Source organism: Brevibacterium sediminis (assembly GCF_024895295.1).
GTDB lineage: Bacteria > Actinomycetota > Actinomycetes > Actinomycetales > Brevibacteriaceae > Brevibacterium > Brevibacterium sediminis.
The window spans coordinates 93,223-111,153 of the sequence record NZ_JAHQRN010000007.1 but is presented as its reverse complement, the minus strand read 5'-3'; the positions used below and the strand labels follow the sequence as shown (position 1 = coordinate 111,153).

The window sequence follows — 17,931 nt, the reverse complement described above, 5'->3', positions numbered from 1 at the left end:
CGGAAGAACCCTGGAGCGGCGGGCCGGCGATTGATAGTGTGAACAAAAGTCTTCCTGTCAGCAAGGGGGCCACCGTCGTGAATGACCACCTGCGCACTTTCACCGCGCGCAGACAGTCCTGGTTCGGCCTCAAGCTGCCGGTCAAGACCGCTCTCGCGCAACCGGCGCTCCACCCGCTGCTGCGAACGATCGCGCCCCGGATCAGAGGGCTGAAGATCGGTCGCCTCCCCGCCCCCATCGAACTCACCGAAATCCGCGGGAGAGCGGGCGGAGCGGACTTCATCCTCGTCGAGCCCTTCCGTTGCGAGATCGCCAAGGAGTTCTACTGGGGAAGGGGCAGACGCACCGAACCCGAAGACGCGTTCGCCCTCGACCTCATGGTCGCGCTCAGCGCCGATGCCGATGTATTCCTCGACATCGGCGCCTACACCGGGGTCTTCACCATGGCCGTCCTCGCCGCGAACGAGCATGTGCGCGCTCACGTCTTCGAGATCATCCCCGCCGTCGTCGCAGGTGTGGAGAAGAACGTCGAACGCAACGGCTTCAACAGCCGCGTGACCGTCCACCCGACCGGGGTCGGCAGCCCCGACACCTGGATGAAGGTGCCCATCGGGGACGGAGGGTCGGCGCTGCCGTCGTTCTACTCCTCCGATATGCATTTCGATTCCGACGCCGAGGTGCGCTTCACTTCCCTCGACGCACTCCTGCCCGAGGTGCTGGCAGAGACGTCGGAGCGGGACTCGCAACCACAGTCGGGCGAAGACGTCACCGACGTTTCAGGTCGGGGAGAGGCACCGCGCGTGACGGTGAAGATCGATGTCGAAGGCGGTGAGAACGACGTCTTCGCGCACGGACAGGACTTCCTCGCCGCGTTGCACCCGGACATTCTGTGCGAAGTCCTCGACGACCGCGCGAAACCGCGGGAGCTCATGGGCCACCTCGGCGAGCACGGCTACCACTACTACCTCGTCGGTGAAGATCGGCTGTACGCGCGGACGGCGATTCGGCCGGATCCGCGACTGCGTGACTGGCTGTTCACGCTGAAATCACCGGATCAGATGCGCGCGGCGGGTTACCCGGTCGACTGAAGTCCTGCTGCCGACAGTCAACTGTGCGCAGATTGCACATTTTCGGCTCGAAACTGGCAATCTGCGCACACTTAACTACGGAGGGAAGGCCCCGGCGCACTGTCGGCGTCTGGGAACTACGGCTGCGGACGGCGGCAGCGAAAGGCAGCAGCTCGCCGCTCCGCTTCAGCCCTTCAGCTGGTCGGCGATGAGGGCGGCGAGCAGTGCCGTGCGGGGTGCGATCTCATCGATGACGGCGTGTTCGTGTTCAGCGTGCGCCCCATCGCCGACGGCGCCCAGCCCGTCGAGAGTGGCGATGCCGTCACCGGCAGTGAAGTTCCCGTCCGAGGCGCCGCCCACAGACACTCCCTGCGGCGCGGGCAGGTCGAGTTCGCCGGCGAGAGCCGTCGCCCGCTCGAAGAGCGCAGCCGACTGCTCCCGTTCGAAAGGAGGCCGGTTGATTCCGCCGAGCACCTCCGTCATCGAGCCCTCCACCTGCGGCTTCGCAGCCAGTTCACGGATCTGCGCATCCACGCGTTCGAGCTCAGCCGCAGTCCGGGCTCGCACATCGATGTCCACCCGGGCCTCGGCCGGCACGGTGTTCGACGTGGTCCCCGCGCTGATCACGGTCGGCACCACCGTCGTCCCCGCCTCGGCGTCGGCCAGGTCAGCCACCAACGGCAGAGTCAGAGCCAGGGCCATTCCCGCGTTGATGCCCTTCTCCGGTTCGAGCCCCGCGTGCGAGGCCTTGCCGGTGAACTTCAGCACGTAGTTGCTCGTGCCCTTCCGCTCGAGTTTGAGCGCCCCGCCCGCGCTCGCCTCCATGACGAACACAGCCTTCGCCTCGGCTGCCTCGGCGCGGATGAGGTCCGACGAGGACACGGATCCGATCTCCTCATCGCCGGTGACGAGGATCGACAGACCGTCCAGCCCGCCCTCGCCGAGGTGGTCGGCCACCATCGCGGTCGCGTGCACGCTCATGATCGCCCCGGTGAGCATGTCGAAGCTGCCGGGACCACGGAGGATGCCGTCCTCGGTGGAGAACGGGATGCGGTCGAGGGTGCCGTGCGGCCACACCGTGTCCTGGTGGTTGAGCAGGACGACGCGGGCCGGCCCGGTGCCGAAGCGCAGACGCAGGTGGGCGGTGCCGTCGACCTCGAGCAGTTCCGCCTCGGCGCCGAGGCGGTCCCCCAGGAGCGCGGCGAAGTCCCGTGCTCCTGCGGCCACGGCCGCCTTGTCGTGTGAGGGGGTCTCGATGGAGATGACCCGTTCGATGTCGGCGAGCATGTCGGGCAGACGTCGCTTCGCCTGTTCGACGAAGTCAGCGGGCTGGGGCGCAGATGATGTGGTCGAAGTCATAGGGCGAGTCTACGGAAGGCCGGTTGCCGACATCGCAGGTGTCCGAATGATGCAGGACGGACCCGATGCGCAGCTTGTCCGCACCGCGGCCGAATCGGTGTGCGGTGCGCCGTGGGAAGGATCGCGGTCTCCGTGCGGAATGGCCTGTGGACCGCGGCCGCGCACAAACCCGGCCGTCTGTGGTTTGCTAGTCCTATGGGTGAGGCAGTCAGCTCGAAGCGGTACACGCCGGAGGAACGCACACTGTATCGGGAGAAGCTCGCGGAGAATCTCGAGCTCTTCGATACCTACCTTCGTCATGCGGATTTCAAATCGGCGGGCACGATCGGGCTCGAACTCGAGCTCAACCTCGTCGGCGAGGGCAATCAGCCGAGCCTGCGCAACAAGGAGGTGCTCGATCGACTCGATGACGAGTACCAGTCCGAGATCGGCGGCTTCAACCTCGAACTCAACCATCCGGTGCTCCAAGTGGCCGGGCGGGGGCTGAAGACCTTGGAAGCCGGTGTCGCCCATCGCTTGGAGAAAGCGCAGAAGGCCGCCGAGGAGGACGGACTCAAGGTGGTGTCGATCGGCACCCTGCCGACCCTGACCACCGAATTCCTCACCGATGAGAAGTGGATGACGGAGGAGAACCGCTACGAGGCGCTGAGCAATTCGGTCATCGACGCCCGCGGCGAGTACGTCCGCATCGAACTCGGTCGTGAAGAGCGGTACAAGGCGGAGTTCGCCGATATCGCTCCGGAATCCTCCTGCACGTCGATGCAGCTGCACCTGCAGGTGGCGCCGAACCGGTTCGCCGACGCGTGGAACGCCTCGCAGGCGATCGCCGGGGCGCAGGTGGCGATGGCAGCGAACTCACCGCTGTTCGTCGGCCGCAAGCTGTGGCACGAATCCCGGATCCCGATCTTCGCGCAGTCCATCGACACCCGCACGCCCGAACTCGTCAACCAGGGTGTGCGTCCCCGCGTATGGTTCGGCGAACGGTGGATCACCAGCGTCTTCGACCTCTTCGAGGAGAACGTCCGCTACTTCCCGCCGCTGCTGCCCGAGATCAAGGACTTCGTCGAATTCCGTGCCGCCGACGCTCCGAAGCTCTTCGAACTCAATCTGCACAACGGCACGGTGTGGCGTTGGAACCGCCCCATCTACAACTCCGGCGACGGCGGCGCGCACATCCGTGTCGAGAACCGCCTGCTTCCGGCCGGTCCGACCCCGGTCGACATGGTTGCCGACGCCGCCTTCTACTACGGCCTGGCCGAGTTCCTCGTCGGGGAGAACCGTCCCGTGTGGTCGCGGATGTCATTCGCCGAGGCGGAGGAGAACTTCAACGCCTGCGCCAAAGACGGGATCGAGGCTCGGGTGACCTGGCCGAAGATCGGACGCATCGGCGTGGCCGACCTCGTCACCGATGTGCTCGCACCGCAGGCCAGGCGCGGACTCTCACGACTGAACATCGACAAGGACGTCATCGACGAATACATGTCGATCATCGAAGGCCGTGCCGAAAGCCGCGTCAACGGTGCGACCTGGCAGCTGAAGGCCCTCGAGAGCCTCACACCAGGCAGCCGCCAGGACTCACCCGAACGCGCCGAGGGCATCACGGCGATGATGGATGCCTACCTCGCGAACCAGGCGACAGGGAAGCCCGTCCACACCTGGGAGATCCCCACCCGCTGAGGCTGATTTCTCGTCGCCTCTGAGGCGCTCGAGTGATGTGACGCGAGCTGAAATGTCTCCTGTGGGTGGATCCACACCGATATCGCGGCAGAAATCGAGGTGGATCCACCCATAGGGAACGTGCTTTATGAACTACTTGGTTCAGAGACGTTCGACCTCGACGAAGACGACGTCGGCGCTGCCTCCGGGGTTCGAGACCTCATGCTCGGATCCTGCCGGACGCGTGTAGGAGACGCCGGCCTCGAGTTCGGCGCGGATCTCGGTGCCATCCGAATTGCGCACGAGCATCGTGTCCGTGACCATCGGCACGACGACGTATTCGTACTCGTGCTTGTGCATCGGGATGACGCCGTCGGGGCGGATCGTCCACTTCGTCACCCGGAACACTCCGTTGTCGAGCTGGACCTCGCCGGTCGAACCGGTGTCTTCTGTATTGTCTGCGGTCATGGTGATCTCCTTCGATACGCGAGCGGCCTGCGGCAGAAGCCGGGACGGACCTGACGCCCTCACTGTATCGCCCTGAGCGGGCTCGACTTGAACCGATCCACCCGGGCTAGCATGAGGGATATGCGATACCCACTTGCTGACATCGACAACGTCGACGATGACATTCGCGCCCAGATCCTCGAGGTCGCCGAGAAGTCGGGGTTCGTGCCCAATGTCTTCCTCGCACTGGCCCGCCGACCGGACGAATTCCGCGCCTTCTTCGCCTACTACGACGCGCTCATGGAGAAGGAGACGGGGAACCTGACCAAGGCCGATCGGGAGATGATCGTCGTGGCCACCTCGGCGATCAATCACTGCCTCTACTGCGTCGTCGCGCACGGAGCGATGCTGCGGATCTTCCAGAAAGACGCGCTCATCGCCGATGTCGTCGCCACGAACTATCGCCAAGCCGATATCAGCCCACGTCAGATGGCTATGCTCGACTTCGCCGTCAAGGTCTGCGAAGAGCCGTGGGCCGTAGGAGACGCCGACCACCAGAGGCTTGCCGACCACGGATTCGACGCCGAAGACGCCTGGGACATCGCCGCGATCACCGGCTTCTTCGGCCTGTCCAACCGCATGGCCCACATCTCCGGAATGCTCCCGAACCCGGAGTTCTACACCCTCGGCCGCCTCCCGCGTGAGAAGAAGTGAACCGATGACCTCATCCACCCCCGCCGAAACCCTCCCGGCCGCCTCCGCCCGATCCGGGCTCGTCAAACCGTTCGCCGCGATGGGCATCGTGGCCACCGTCGGGCAGATGCAGCGCGCCGGTCGTGACACCATCGCCATGTGCCTGGGCGAACCGACCCAGGGTGCGCCCGGTCCCGTGCTCGCCCGTGCCGCAGAGGTCATGAGCGACGGCACTGGACTCGGATACTCGCCGATCTTCGGCATCCCCGAACTGCGCGAAGCCATCGCCTCCCACTACCGCGACTGGTACGGACTCGACATCGCACCCGACCGCATCGCCGTGACGACCGGATCCTCCGGCGCCTTCCAGACGACGTTCCTCACCTGCTTCGACGTCGGTGACCGGGTGGCTCTGGCCCGACCCGGGTATGGGGCGTACAAGAACATCCTCGCGGCACTCGGCTGTGAGGTCGTCGAACTCGACTGTGGTGTCGATGAAGGGTTCCAGCCCACCGTCGACCTCTTGGCCGCCGCCCATGCGGAGGCCCCGCTCAAGGGGCTCATGCTCGCGTCGCCTGCGAACCCGACCGGCACGATGATCGGCCCCGAGGCGCTCGGCCGGATCGTCGACTGGTGCCGGGCCAACGGAGTGCAGGTGATCTCCGATGAGATCTACCACGGCATCAGCTATATCGGCACCCGCGGCGAATGCGCACTCGCCCACGACGACTCTGCCGTCGTCATCTCCTCGTTCTCCAAATACTGGGGCATGACCGGGTGGCGACTCGGCTGGGCGATCCTGCCCGAAGCGCTCGTCGCGCCGGCCCAGAACGTCACGGGCAACCTCTCCCTGTGCGCCCCGGTGCCGGCGCAGTACGCGGCGGTCGCGGCCTTTGCAGACGAGTCCTATGCCGAATGCGAGGCCGCAGTGGCCTCGTTCGCCGGTGCACGCGAACATGTCCTGGGCGCCCGCGCGGACCTCGGCTTCGGCGAGATGGCCCCACCCGACGGTGCCTTCTACATGTACGCCGGAGTCGACGACATCCTCGACCGCGCGGGAATTGCCACTGCCGGCCAGTGGTGCGCGCAGGTGCTCGAGGCCACCGGTGTCGCGCTCGCACCCGGTGATGACTTCGACTCAGTCGACGGCTCCCGTTCGGTGCGCCTGTCGCTGGCCGTCGGAGCGGACCGCACGGCCGAAGCCATCGACCGCATCCTCGACTACATGGGATGAGCCCTGAACGTCGTGAGATGAGCCCTTCCGAGGGGATCCGATGAGCGCCGAAGATGTGCGAGCGGGCGGGCCGCCTCCGCCCCCGAAGGCCCTGCCGGTGCTCGGCATCATCCTGGCCGCAGTCCTGCTCGGATCGGCCGGACTGTTCGTCATCCTCGCCGAGGCGACCGCCCCCACAGCTGCCTTCCTGCGGTGTTGGATAGCGATCATTGTGCTCGCCCCGTTGGCGTGGCTCGAGCTGCGCAGGCACGGTCGTTTCCCGCCGAAGGCGATCCTCATCGCCGCGGTCTCCGGAGCGGCGCTCGGAATCGACTATGTGCTGTGGGCGCAGAGCGTGCTCGACGCCGGTCTGGGCGTGTCCACGGTCCTCATCAGCGTTCAAGTGATCGTGTTCCCGGCGCTGGTGTGGGCGTTCGGCGGTTCCCGGCCGGGATGGCTGTTCATCGGCTGCGTGCCGATCATGATCATCGGCATGCTGCTGACCGGGGGAGTGTTCGGCGCCGACGAGACGGCGGCGAATCCGATGCGGGGAGCGATCTTCGGGGTCCTGTCCGGTGTGCTCTACGGCGTCTACATCTTCGGCATCCACCACAGCCGGAAGGTCGCCGGAGACTTCGTCGTCGCCCCGGTCCAGGTGGGCACGATCGCGGCCGGCGTGATGACCGCCGTCGCCGGGCTGACCCTCGGCGGCCTCGATTTCGACCTCGGCTGGGCCGGTTGGGGCTGGATGATCGCCCTGGCCGTCTGCGGTCAGGCGCTGTCGTGGGTGCTGCTGAGCATCTCCAGCCCGCTGGTGCCGGTGCCGATGACCGCGGCGCTCATGCTGCTCCAACCGCTGTCCGCAGTGGTGCTCGGATCCCTCATCGCCGGGGAACGGCTGCAGGCAGGTCAGTGGATCGGTGCTGTCCTCGTGGCTCTCATCGTCTGGGTCGTCGGTGGAGGACCCGAGGCCCTCACGCGTCGTCGACGTCGGTAGGGATGGGCTGCCTCGGCGAAGGATCGCTGCTGTGGGCTGGGAACGGTGGGCCGCCTCGGCGAAGGAATCGCTGCGGAAGCAGCGCCCCGGGTGGAACTCAGTGTTCGTGGGCCTCGATCGTGTGGGCGATGGCGTCGACGATGATGTGGGCGACGTGGTCGTCCTTGAGCGAATAGTAGGCTTCGCGGCCGATCCGATTGACTCCGACGAGGTGGAGTCCGCGGAGGAACTTCAGGTGCTGGGACACCAGCGGCTGGGACAGTCCGGTCGCCTCGACGATGTGGGTGACAGTGGCCTCGCCGTGGGTGAGGACGAGCAGCATCTTCAGCCGGGAGGGTGTGGCGAGTGCCTTGAAGAGGTCGGCGGTCTCGGTGATGGCTTCGAGATGGTCCTCGGGGTTGAGCAGGAGCTGCTCGACATCGTCATTGACGGGGACGGAATCGGGAATGGAAGCCATGAGTGCAGATTACCGGACAACCGGCGTGGTCATGCGATATCCGGCACCGTGAGGCGGTCGCGGCAGTCGCGGGGTTCGGGCGGTCGGGACCGCCAGCGCCTCAGTCGAGGGCCTCGACGTCGGCCTGCGAGCCGAGGAGGTCATCGGCCAAGGACTCCCACTGACCGTAGGCGTCCGGCAGTGCCGACCGCTGCACGGACTGTGCCGCTTCGGTCGGTGACATCGAATCCCAGCCGTCGATCTGGTTGAGGCCGGGGTTCTCGACCTCGGGGTTGATCCCATAGAACGCCTTGGCCGCGTAGATGGGATCGGTGAGCTGATGGGGTTCGCCCCAGCCTTGTGACGGGCGCTGCTGGAACAGGCCGACCGAATCGCGGTCGCCGGAATCCAGATTGCGCAGCGAGGACTCCTGCAGCGCTGTCATCAGGGCGATCCTGATCGCATGGTCGTCGAAGTTGCCGCCGCGGCCGACGCCGATGATGAGCCGAGCATTGTCGATCTGCTGCTGACTGAGCTGGTTGACCGAAGCCATCTGCATCTGCCTGATCTTCGTGGAACCGAATGAAATGGGGGAATTGAGGATGATGACGGCGCCCACGACCAGTGCCATCACTGCTGCCCCGAGCCCGATGAGGGCACCAGTGAGCACGGACCGGCGGCCCTTGCGAGATGAGGTCAGACGAGGCATGAATATAACGATAATGCAACAAACTTAAGAGTGCATGGGGCAACGCCGAGGTTTTTATCACAGGAAGGTCACGGCCGGGCGGCGGTGAGAGTGTGAGCGGAGCCGATCGCGGACCGGTTTCGGAAGGCCCCGCACAGCTTAGGCTTGAACCATGGTGAGAATCGTTCGGCGCAACAACCGCCCACCTCTGATGACCTGTCTCATTGTGGTCTTCTCCTTCGTCGCTGTCGGCATCCTGACCGTTGCCGGCATCCTCGTCGCCATCATCTTCCTCTCCGCGGAGTCATCGTCGACAGGTTCATCGCCGACCTCGGACTCCTCGTCGATCGGATCCTCATCCTCCGATTCCGATTCGGACGGCGGCCCCGGTCCGAGCACCACTGCCCCGGTGTCCGGAGGCTGGACGAGCGGAGGCTGAGTGTCGGGCCGCGGCTGAGTCCCTGGTAGGACGGGCGAGCAGCATCGTCGGCATCCGTCCAGATCACCGATCCGAATCAGCCTTAGTCGCCCAGCGGGATCACCGGCTGGCGGAGGATCGTGCGCAGCTTCTCCGGCGCGGTCCGGCGAACGTCGCTGAGGTAGATCTCGTGATGTTTCCCCGCCATCGTCATCCCTGCCTCGGGAATGGCATCGGTGTGCATGCGCTCGAGGACGGGCCCTTCGTCGTCGAAGGGTCCGACATGCAGGGTCTGGACGCACGTTCCCTCCCGCAGCGTGTCGAATCGGATCTCGCCGAGGCGGGGCGCCGATCCCTTCGCCCGGACCGTGTCGATGACGCCGTCGACGTGGCCTGCGTCCAGCCAGTCCGGGACGAACAGCATGAGGGTGAAGTCCCACGCTGACTTGTCCCGAGCGCTCGTGAACGCCGCCATATCATCGGCCCACCACAGCCCCTCGAGCGGTGGCACGACATAGTCGCGACCGAGTTCGAGCTTGCTGAGGAACTTCAGCCCATAGGCGATCGGATAGAGGCTCGTCAGCGCCGATGCGAAATCCGGCGAGGTGTTCGGGTCCCCGTGGCCATCGATCATGATGTACTGCGATTCCGGCACCTCGATGAGGTCGAATCGCCCCTGCTTCGCGCGGAAACTCGGCAGCGATCTCTTGAAATCGATCTTGTCCATACGAGGCTCCGCTCCGTGGGTTGGGAAAGGGATGGGTCTGATCTGCTTGACCTTGACACGATGTCAGGGTCTTCACTGGGTGGCAAGGAGGTGGAGACCATGACACATCCACTCAAACACCACCGGACCGACACCGGCGACCCCATGATCGAAGCGCTGAGTGCGTCGACCCCGCAGCAGCGCCTGCAGGCGGCGATGGCCATCGGCACACGAGCCGAGCCCCGTGACCTCGACGCGCTCATCGCCCGGTGCCGCATCGAACCGGACTTCTTCGTCCGCGACATGCTCACCTGGGCGCTCACTCGGCTGCCCGCCGGCGACACCGTTCCCCGCCTCGTCGCCGAACTCGACTCGCCGCTGTCGCAGGCGATCAGCCAATCCCTGCACACCCTGTCGAAGATCGGTGACGTGCGTGCCTGGCCGCCCATGGACCCGGCCCGGATCGGCACCGCGCTCATCGCCCATACCGACACCGAGGTGGCCCGCAGTGCGTGGAGAGCCGCCGTTGCCCTTGTGCCCGGTGAAGATCGTGAAGAACTGGCATCCGCCCTGGTGACACAGTTGGGTCGAGGGGATCTCGAGATGCAGAAGAGCCTCAGTCGAGCGATTGTGTCCCTCGGCGAGGATCTCGTGTCAGTGGTCGATGAGAGGCTTCATGCAGAGGACGACACAGTGCGGGCTCACGCCATGGCGACTCGGGACATGTTCGATGACCCGGATGCCGGCTTCGCCCACGCCTTGGACGCAGCCAAGCGGGTGGTCGCACTGGGGTCCGAGGCCACGGTCTAGATCGGCACAGGGAAGGTCTGATCGTGCGTGTGCCGACGGGTGGGGCAAGCCCGCCGGCGCACGGCCGAGGTCTCGGATCCCTTCCTTCAACGAGCGGCAGTTACGGCATAGAGTGGCTGACAGCAGAGAAGAGGTGGCAATGCTCATCGGCGAAGTGGCCCGGCGCTCCGGTGTGAGCGCACGCATGCTGCGCCACTACGAATCATTGGGCCTCGTCTCGCCCAGCCAGCGGACGCCCGGCGGCTACCGGGAGTACTCCGACGCCGACATCGGGCGCATCTTCCACATCGAAGGTCTGCGCAAACTCGGGATGTCTCTGACCGAAGTCGGTCGGGTGCTGTCCGAGCCGGACTTCGACCCCGGCACAGTGCTCGGGGACCTCATCGACCAGGCACGTGAGCGGATCGCGGCCGAGCAGCGTCTGCTCGACCACCTCCAGTCCGTCGCTCGGCTCGGTCGAGCCGACGGCGAGTCTCTCCTGCACACCATCGATCTCATGCGCTCTCTCGAATCCGGCGATGTCATCCAACGGCACAAAGCCGCACTCGGCAGCGGAGTCGACGGAGGAATGCCGATCGAGGCCTTGGCGCAGGCGGTCCTGCAGGAGACCGTGCTCAACGCGGCCGGGGCCATGCGGTGGGCGCTCGCCCAAGCCGGTGCCGAGGCCGTGCCCCATGTGGTGGTCGGAATGGACGACGCATCGGCCCAAGTGCGTCGCAATGCCCTGCTCGCCCTCGACGAGATCCGCAGAACCACACCGGACGAGAAACTCGACTCACGCTCGATATCGATGATCCGTCAGGCACTGGACAAGGGACTCGACGATGTCGACTCTGATATCCGCAGCATCGCCGCGCTCACCCTCGGCCGCTCAGGTGACGAGAAAGCTGTTCCTGTGCTGCTCGACATGGCGATGAATGGACCGAGGGACATCGAGGCAGCCGAGACCCTCGGCTTCATCGTCGACGCGACCGGACCGACTGCCGACATCGGCGAAAAGGTTCTCATCGAACTGCACCGACAAGCGGACTCGCACGATCCCCAGATACGGTTCCGGGTGCTCCAAGTCCTCCTCGAGATCTCCGGCAACCGCAGCAGTGACCTCATTGCCGAGCTCAGCGACGATGACAGCCCGGAGCTCGCAGCCACCGCGCTCGCCGCACTCGATCGCCGACGACGGGAGCAGACATCGGACAAGGAGTGAACCTGGCCGATTTCGGTCGGGCCGCCTCGGTGAGGGGAAGACGGGAATCCGCGTTCCGACCGCCTCGGTGAAGGGGCGGTGGGAATCTGCGTTCCGGCCGCCTCGGCGAAGGGATGTCGGGTCTTCCTCATTCCGGTGGCTGTTGCCGGATCACTAAACTGGCCCTCATGACAACGGGCGGGACGACGGACGGAACGGATGCGGCCGGTGCGGCGGTCGGGCAGAAGCGGCGGCTGAGGCAGCCGTTCGTCTATCGGCGACACCACTTCACGCCCACCGGAGTGCTCGACTACCTGTTCTTCCTGTTCGCCGGTGCGGCCTCGACTTGGCTGGCGCTGCTCATCCTGCTCAAGGGATTCAGCCTCGGCTGGTGGCAGGTGCTCACGCTGCTCGTGTTCTGGGGAGTCGTGTCCTATCTGGCTCTGCCCAGGCTGCACCGCATCCTGTCCCAGATCTATGTGCCGAACTACTTCATCGGCCGCACACGCACCTCTGACGGTCTGCTCGGCGATCCGGTCAATCTCGCCTGGCGTGGTGAGGAAGCGCAGATCCACCATGCGATGCGCGAAGCCGGATGGATCCTCGCCGACAGCATCACTCCCGCATCGACGTGGGAGATCATCCGGTCGACGGTGACGAAGCGCAGCTACCCGCAGGCGCCGGTGTCCCCGTTGCTGCTGTTCGGCCGCCGTCAGGACTTCGCCTACCAGCAGGAAGTCGATGGAGATCCGGGCCAGCGCCACCATGTGCGGTTCTGGAAATGCCCGCGCGGATGGCTGCTGCCCGGCGGACATCAGGCCGATTGGCTGGCCGCCGGAACCTATGACAAAGCCGTCGGCATCTCCCTGTTCACCCTCCAGTTCACCCACAAGATCGAAGAGAACACCGACGTCGAACGAGACCACATCGTCGATACAGTCACCCGTGCCAATGAAGTGATCGCGGTCGATCGGATCAAGGACTTCTCCACCGGATACCACTCCCGCAACGGCGGCGGCGATGCGATCATCACCGACGGGCACCTGCCGATCGTGGACGTCACCGAGGTGGTCGCCGACGAAGCCGACCATCCCGAACGCCTGGAGCTGGCGCTCGACGCCACCCGCATCTACTCCGATTCACGCAGCGTGTCCGAAGTGACGAAGACGCTGTGGCGACAGCGCCCGCTGCAGACCGTCGTCGGGGCCGCCCTCGTGCTCGTCCTGCTGCTCTTCCAGGCGTGGGATGTGATCAGTATGCTTCTCGATTGGAACGGATTGCGCTCCGAAGTCGTCGGCTACAGCTCGGACATCGCGGCCATCAGCGATGACACGGCCACGCGCATCGTCGCGGGAGTCCTCGTCGGTGTCAGCCTCCTCATCGGGTGTCTGCAGGTCATCGCCTCGACGTCGGTGTTCCGCGGCAGCAACCGGGCCAGGCTGTGGATCCTCACGCTCTCGACGATCTCCGTGATCGTGTCGATGACGAACTACTTCACCGGAGACCGCGACCTGGCGACGAACATGTATGCGCTGACGACCATCGCCATGCAGGTGGCGGTGCTGCTGGCGCTGTCGAGCGACTCCTCCCGGATGTTCACCCGCTTCAGCACCGCAGCCCTGCGTGCCGAACGACAGGACCGCGCCCTCGAGGACTGACTCGGCGGGTTCCCACCCGTGAGGAATGGGGCGGCGGGTTCCCGCCCGCAGGGCCCGGGGTGGCGGGTCCGTGTATTCTGACCGTGTCCGATCCACTCCGGACTCCGCACTTCAGCTCGACGCCGAGGCTGGACCACACACGAAGGCAGGGCTCCATGACCGACCAGACCCCCGATGCTTCCGTCTTCGATTCGATCGATCCGGTCCTCAAGGTCGTCACCGCCGAGATCGAGATCTCAGCTCCCGCCGAGGCGGTCTTCGAACTCATCGCCGACCCGCAGCGTCAGCCGGAATGGGACGGCAATGACAACCTCGGCTCGGCCGTCGAGGGCCAGCGAGTGCAGGGGGCCGGGAGCTCGTTCGTCACGACTCTGACCAAGGGCGTGGACCGGGAGAACCACATCGTCGACTTCGCCGAGGGCAGGCTCATCGCCTGGAAGCCCTCCGAAGTGGGTGGAGAGCCGTTCGGTCAGAAGTGGGTGTGGGAGATCGAATCGACCGGGGATGACTCGGTCTTGGTTCGTCACACCTATGACTGGACCGAGCTGCGCGATCCGAAGCGTCTGTCGCGGGCGCAGTCGACGACCGCGGCGAATCTGCTCGCCTCGCTCAAGAGACTCAAGCAGCTCGCCGAAGGCTGAGATCAGGCGCCTGGCAGACAGCCGCGGCCGAGGCCTGACTGCTCACCGCATCCGAGTGGCCGTCCCGCCGGGACAGCAGTCCGGTCAGAACAGACGGATAGAGGCACTCATTTCGGCCAGGCGTCGGCGAGGCGCGTGAGCAGCGATGCCAGCTGTGCCCGTTCGTCCTCGGTGAATGTGCTCAATGCCTGATCGACGTTGTCACGCTGGGCGCCGCGGAATCTGTTGGTGATCGCGCGGCCCTTGTCCGTCAGCGCGATGAGGGTTCGTCGGGCATCGTCCGGGTCTGCTTCGCGACGCAGTAGTCCGAGCTCGACGCCTTGGGATACGAGCCTGGACGCGCGCGGCTGATCGACGCCGATCGCATCGCCGAGTGCGCTGACTCCCAGCGCCGTGCCTGCCTGGACGAGGGAGACGAGCAGACGGATGAGTGCACGCCCGCGGCCGTGTGCGGAGAACGGCCCACCGGGATGACGCTTGCCGCCGAAGGGGAAATCGTCTGAGTTCCGGCCGCTGCCGAATCCACCACGGTCTCCGAATCCACCGCGTTCACCGAAGCCCCCGCGCTGGCCAGGGCCGCCGTGCTCACCGAGCCCGCCGAAGGGGCCGAATCCACGCGGACCGCCGGGCCCGCGCCGCCACTGCAGGCGGGTGAGCGCCTCGGCGATCGCCTGAATGTCATCGTTCGTGCTCATGATTCGATTTTACATGCCACTTGACATGCAATCGAATTGCATGTCATTCTGCATGTACATGTCAGATGACAACTAAGGAGATGACATGACTGAAAACAAAGACTTCAACGATGACAACGACGACTTCACCACCCCGACCGGAGGAGCCGGCGCAACAGGTGCCGATGGCCGGACAGACTCGCCGAACACCGACGAGAACACCGTCGCCGGCAGCGCCTCGAGTCTCGGCTCCGATCGCGAACAGCCGGGCGAAGCGGGCAAGACCGATGCGGCGGAGAATGATTCGGCCGCACGCACTGAGCCCGTGAACGGTGCCGATTCCGGCGACGGCAAGGGCGATGACACCGACACCGATCTGCCGCAGCTGCTGCGCGAGTTCAGCCACGTGCTGCGTCGCGAATTCCGCTCGGCTGCGGTCGACTCCGGATTCGACCCTCGCGACTTCGGGCGTATGCGGCGAGGACGTCGCCGCTGGGACTCCGATGAGGTCGTCGCCGACGGTGCCGCCTACCCGGAAGAGCCTGTGACCTACGGTCCGCCGCGCGGCCGAGGTGGATGGGGGCCATCGAAGAACATCGATCCCGAAGAGCTGCGCCAGCGCTTCCGCGATATGCGCGACGGAGTCGGCGATCGCATCGAAGAGGTGCTCACCTCCGAAGAATTCGAGAACCTCAAGGCCTCGCTGGCGAAGATCGTCGACAACTTCGGCCCCGATCGCTGCGGCGACGACTCGGCCCGCCATAACGGACCGTACGACCGCGAACACCCCCACGACCATGACGATCACCGAGGCGGCCCTGACCGTCACGAGGCTCATGGACCCCGTGGTGGGAACGGCGACCACGACCGCCGCCGCGGGGGAGGCCGCGGACGGCGCGGATTCGGCCCGAACTTCGGTCCCGGCTTCGGTCCGGGCCGACGAGGATTCGACCCCTTCGGCTGGGCCGATGAGCGCCGCAGCCGCGAACAGGAGGTCCAAGAGGCCTTCGAGCGCGGATTCGCCGCGGGCTTCGAACAGGGACGCAACTCGTAAGCGACGCCGCCGGTGGAGTGCTCTCCGCCGGCGGCCGACCGTTGGGTCGTGCGAAGACACTCTCCCGACCACCCGAGAACGCGATGCCGGCCCGCACATCCGCGCTGTCCATCAACAGAACGGCACCGTGAAACATCGACGCGATCCGGTGCGAACCTCCACGGTTCGCACCGGATCGCGTCTGCGTCTGTGCGCCGAGACTCCCCGCGCGGTGCACAGGCGTATCCACGGCACTTCTGCCGGCGCAGCGATCATGCGGCAGCACGGGCCGCTGAACGCTCAGCTGCGGGAGAGCACCGCCCCGAGGTCATCGAGCACGCTGCGATCCTCGATCGTCGACGGCACTGCCGGGTCGTCGGCGCCATCGGCGATCTGCCGCATCGTCTTGCGCAGGATCTTGCCCGACCGGGTCTTCGGCAGACCCGCGACGATGTCGACGCGTTTGAATGCGGCGACCGGTCCGATCTCTTTGCGGACGAGCGCCACGAGTTCGTCGATGACGGTGTCCGGGTCGGACGCCTCGGCGGAATCCCCGAGCACGACCAGCGCACGTGGGATCTGTCCCTTCATATCATCGTGGACGCCGATGACAGCGGCCTCGGCCACGGCCGGGTGGGAGGCGACGACCGCCTCGATGATGCCGGTGGACAGGCGGTGGCCGGCGACGTTGATGACATCGTCGGTGCGACCCATGACGAAGACGTACCCATCCTCATCGAGATAGCCGGAATCGCCGGTGAGGTAATAGCCGTCGAAGGCGGCGAGGTAGGAGGAGATGAACCGCTCGTCGTCACCCCACACCGTGGCCATGGTGCCCGGAGGCAGCGGCAGCCGGATGACGATGAGTCCTTCCTCCCCGGCCGGAACTGGCTGACCGCCGGGGTCGACGACCTCGACGTGGAAGCCGGGAGTCGGCTTCGTCGAGGATCCCGCCTTGAGCGGGAACCGGGTCAGTCCCAGCGGATTCGCCGTGATCGGCCAGCCGGTCTCCGTCTGCCACCAATTGTCGACGACGGGGACGTCGCGTCCGGTCGCCTCGGCGAGGATCTTCGTCGTCCACTCATATGTGTCGGGATCGAGGCGCTCGCCGGCGAGGAATTCCGCACGCAGACTCGACAGATCGTACTTCTTCATCAGCTCGCCGTTCGGGTCCTCCTTGCGCACCACGCGCATGGCGGTCGGGGCGGTGAAGTGGACGTTGACCTTGTGCTGCTCGATGGCGCGGAAGAAGGCTCCGGCATCGGGTGTGCCCACGGGTTTGCCCTCATAGAGCACCGAGGTGACGCCGGCCAACAGGGGCGCGTAGATGATGTACGTGTGCCCGACGACCCACCCGACGTCGGAGGCGGTGAACATCGTGTCGCCCGGGTGGAGGCCGAAGACGGTCGGCATCGAGAACGCTCCGGCCACCGCATATCCGCCGGAATCGCGGACGATTCCCTTCGGTTTGCCGGTGGTGCCCGAGGTGTAGAGGACGTAGAGCTCGTCGGTGGCCTTCACGGTCACCGGGTCGATGCCCTCGGGCGTCTGGGCGAGCAGTTCGGCGTAGTCGAGGTCGTTCTCGCCGAGTTCGCAGCGATGTTCGTCGTGCTGGACGATGACGGTGAAGTCCGGTTTGTTCTCGGCGATCTCGATGGCCTCATCGAGCATCGGTTTGTATTCGAGGACTCGGCTCTTCTCGACTCCGCAGGAAGTGGAGATGACGGCTTTCGGGGCGGTGTCGTCGATGCGCACGGCGAGCTCGTTCGGAGCAAAGCCGCCGAAGACGACCGAGTGGATCGCGCCGAGGCGGGCGCACGCGAGCATGGCCACGGCCGCCTCGGGGATCATCGGCATGTAGATGACGACGCGATCGCCCTTGGTCACCCCTCTGTCCGCCAGGGCCCGAGCGAAGCGGGAGACCTCGTCGAGAAGCTCGGTGTAGGTGATCGAACGGACGGTGTCGGTGACCGGCGAATCGTAGATGATGGCGGCCTGGTCGCCGCGGCCGTTCGCGACATGTCGGTCGAGCGCGTTGTAACAGACGTTGAGCTCGCCGTCGGGGAACCAGCGATAGATCGGCGCATTCGAATCGTCGACGGCCTTCGTCGGTTCGGTGACCCAGTCGATGTGGTTCTTGGCCTGCTCGAGCCAGAAGACCTCTGGGTCCTCGGCGATGCGGGCCACGACGTCGTCGTAGCTTTCAGCGGAGTTCTCGATGGTGGTATTCATGCTCCCATTGTGACGCATGG

Annotated in this window: 18 protein-coding genes; 11 read left to right on the top strand and 7 right to left on the bottom strand. The window is 65.7% G+C overall.

Features of this window, described 5'->3' with window-relative positions:
- Nucleotides 1-77: 77 nt before the first annotated feature.
- Entirely contained in the window at nt 78-1,088 is a 1,011-nt protein-coding gene (locus KTJ89_RS15780) for a class I SAM-dependent methyltransferase (RefSeq protein WP_259358419.1), read from the top strand.
- A 165-nt stretch (nt 1,089-1,253) separates the two neighbouring features.
- Here the strand turns inward: KTJ89_RS15780 and KTJ89_RS15775 are convergent, their stop codons facing one another.
- A complete protein-coding gene (locus KTJ89_RS15775; protein WP_259358418.1) occupies nt 1,254-2,426 on the bottom strand; it encodes a M20 family metallopeptidase in 1,173 nt (390 codons plus the stop codon).
- Nucleotides 2,427-2,621: 195 nt separating this feature from the next.
- Here KTJ89_RS15775 and KTJ89_RS15770 point away from each other — a divergent pair, with 195 nt between their 5' ends.
- Nucleotides 2,622-4,103 (top strand): glutamate-cysteine ligase family protein, encoded by a 1,482-nt coding sequence (locus tag KTJ89_RS15770; RefSeq protein ID WP_259358417.1) that lies wholly within the window; start codon nt 2,622-2,624, stop codon nt 4,101-4,103.
- 141 nt (nt 4,104-4,244) lie between these two features.
- Here KTJ89_RS15770 and KTJ89_RS15765 read toward each other — a convergent pair whose 3' ends face one another.
- Entirely contained in the window at nt 4,245-4,550 is a 306-nt protein-coding gene (locus KTJ89_RS15765) for a cupin domain-containing protein (protein ID WP_139469013.1), read from the bottom strand.
- Between the two features lie 120 nt (nt 4,551-4,670).
- On the opposite strand from KTJ89_RS15765, the gene KTJ89_RS15760 reads away from it, so the two are divergent.
- The 3 genes from KTJ89_RS15760 to KTJ89_RS15750 are packed head-to-tail and all read left to right on the top strand — an operon-like array spanning nt 4,671 to nt 7,432.
- Nucleotides 4,671-5,243 (top strand): peroxidase-related enzyme, encoded by a 573-nt coding sequence (locus KTJ89_RS15760; protein ID WP_216657062.1) that lies wholly within the window; start codon nt 4,671-4,673, stop codon nt 5,241-5,243.
- 4 nt (nt 5,244-5,247) lie between these two features.
- On the top strand, nt 5,248-6,456 hold the full coding sequence (locus KTJ89_RS15755) for a pyridoxal phosphate-dependent aminotransferase (protein ID WP_259358416.1): 1,209 nt from the start codon (nt 5,248-5,250) through the stop codon (nt 6,454-6,456).
- Between the two features lie 40 nt (nt 6,457-6,496).
- On the top strand, nt 6,497-7,432 hold the full coding sequence (locus KTJ89_RS15750) for a DMT family transporter (RefSeq protein ID WP_259358415.1): 936 nt from the start codon (nt 6,497-6,499) through the stop codon (nt 7,430-7,432).
- 97 nt (nt 7,433-7,529) lie between these two features.
- On the opposite strand, the gene KTJ89_RS15745 is transcribed toward KTJ89_RS15750, so the two are convergent.
- Together KTJ89_RS15745 and KTJ89_RS15740 are read right to left on the bottom strand one after the other, a co-directional pair.
- Nucleotides 7,530-7,889, bottom strand: coding sequence for an ArsR/SmtB family transcription factor (locus KTJ89_RS15745; protein ID WP_139909298.1), 360 nt, complete (start codon nt 7,887-7,889; stop codon nt 7,530-7,532).
- Between the two features lie 100 nt (nt 7,890-7,989).
- Complete coding sequence (locus tag KTJ89_RS15740; RefSeq protein WP_219922312.1) at nt 7,990-8,577, bottom strand: peptidoglycan-binding protein; 588 nt, start codon at nt 8,575-8,577, stop codon at nt 7,990-7,992.
- A 151-nt stretch (nt 8,578-8,728) separates the two neighbouring features.
- Here KTJ89_RS15740 and KTJ89_RS15735 point away from each other — a divergent pair, with 151 nt between their 5' ends.
- Nucleotides 8,729-8,995: a hypothetical protein gene (locus KTJ89_RS15735; RefSeq protein WP_139469017.1), complete on the top strand. Its 267-nt coding sequence runs from the start codon at nt 8,729-8,731 to the stop codon at nt 8,993-8,995.
- An 82-nt stretch (nt 8,996-9,077) separates the two neighbouring features.
- Here the strand turns inward: KTJ89_RS15735 and KTJ89_RS15730 are convergent, their stop codons facing one another.
- Entirely contained in the window at nt 9,078-9,701 is a 624-nt protein-coding gene (locus KTJ89_RS15730) for a GyrI-like domain-containing protein (protein WP_259358414.1), read from the bottom strand.
- A 99-nt stretch (nt 9,702-9,800) separates the two neighbouring features.
- On the opposite strand from KTJ89_RS15730, the gene KTJ89_RS15725 reads away from it, so the two are divergent.
- The 4 genes from KTJ89_RS15725 to KTJ89_RS15710 all read left to right on the top strand — a co-directional run bounded on the left by KTJ89_RS15725 (nt 9,801) and on the right by KTJ89_RS15710 (nt 13,972).
- Nucleotides 9,801-10,490: a HEAT repeat domain-containing protein gene (locus KTJ89_RS15725; protein ID WP_180345626.1), complete on the top strand. Its 690-nt coding sequence runs from the start codon at nt 9,801-9,803 to the stop codon at nt 10,488-10,490.
- 112 nt (nt 10,491-10,602) lie between these two features.
- On the top strand, nt 10,603-11,694 hold the full coding sequence (locus KTJ89_RS15720; RefSeq protein ID WP_259358413.1) for a MerR family transcriptional regulator: 1,092 nt from the start codon (nt 10,603-10,605) through the stop codon (nt 11,692-11,694).
- A 167-nt stretch (nt 11,695-11,861) separates the two neighbouring features.
- Nucleotides 11,862-13,331: an LssY C-terminal domain-containing protein gene (locus KTJ89_RS15715; RefSeq protein ID WP_139469019.1), complete on the top strand. Its 1,470-nt coding sequence runs from the start codon at nt 11,862-11,864 to the stop codon at nt 13,329-13,331.
- A gap of 155 nt (nt 13,332-13,486) precedes the next feature.
- Nucleotides 13,487-13,972 (top strand): SRPBCC family protein, encoded by a 486-nt coding sequence (locus tag KTJ89_RS15710; RefSeq protein WP_259358412.1) that lies wholly within the window; start codon nt 13,487-13,489, stop codon nt 13,970-13,972.
- A gap of 107 nt (nt 13,973-14,079) precedes the next feature.
- Here KTJ89_RS15710 and KTJ89_RS15705 read toward each other — a convergent pair whose 3' ends face one another.
- A complete protein-coding gene (locus KTJ89_RS15705; protein WP_259358411.1) occupies nt 14,080-14,667 on the bottom strand; it encodes a MarR family winged helix-turn-helix transcriptional regulator in 588 nt (195 codons plus the stop codon).
- 85 nt (nt 14,668-14,752) lie between these two features.
- Between KTJ89_RS15705 and KTJ89_RS15700 the strand changes: the two genes are divergently transcribed.
- Complete coding sequence (locus KTJ89_RS15700; protein WP_181271503.1) at nt 14,753-15,700, top strand: hypothetical protein; 948 nt, start codon at nt 14,753-14,755, stop codon at nt 15,698-15,700.
- Nucleotides 15,701-15,979: 279 nt separating this feature from the next.
- On the opposite strand, the gene KTJ89_RS15695 is transcribed toward KTJ89_RS15700, so the two are convergent.
- Nucleotides 15,980-17,911, bottom strand: a complete 1,932-nt coding sequence (locus KTJ89_RS15695) for an acetate--CoA ligase (protein WP_259358410.1) — start codon at nt 17,909-17,911, stop codon at nt 15,980-15,982.
- Nucleotides 17,912-17,931: the final 20 nt, after the last annotated feature.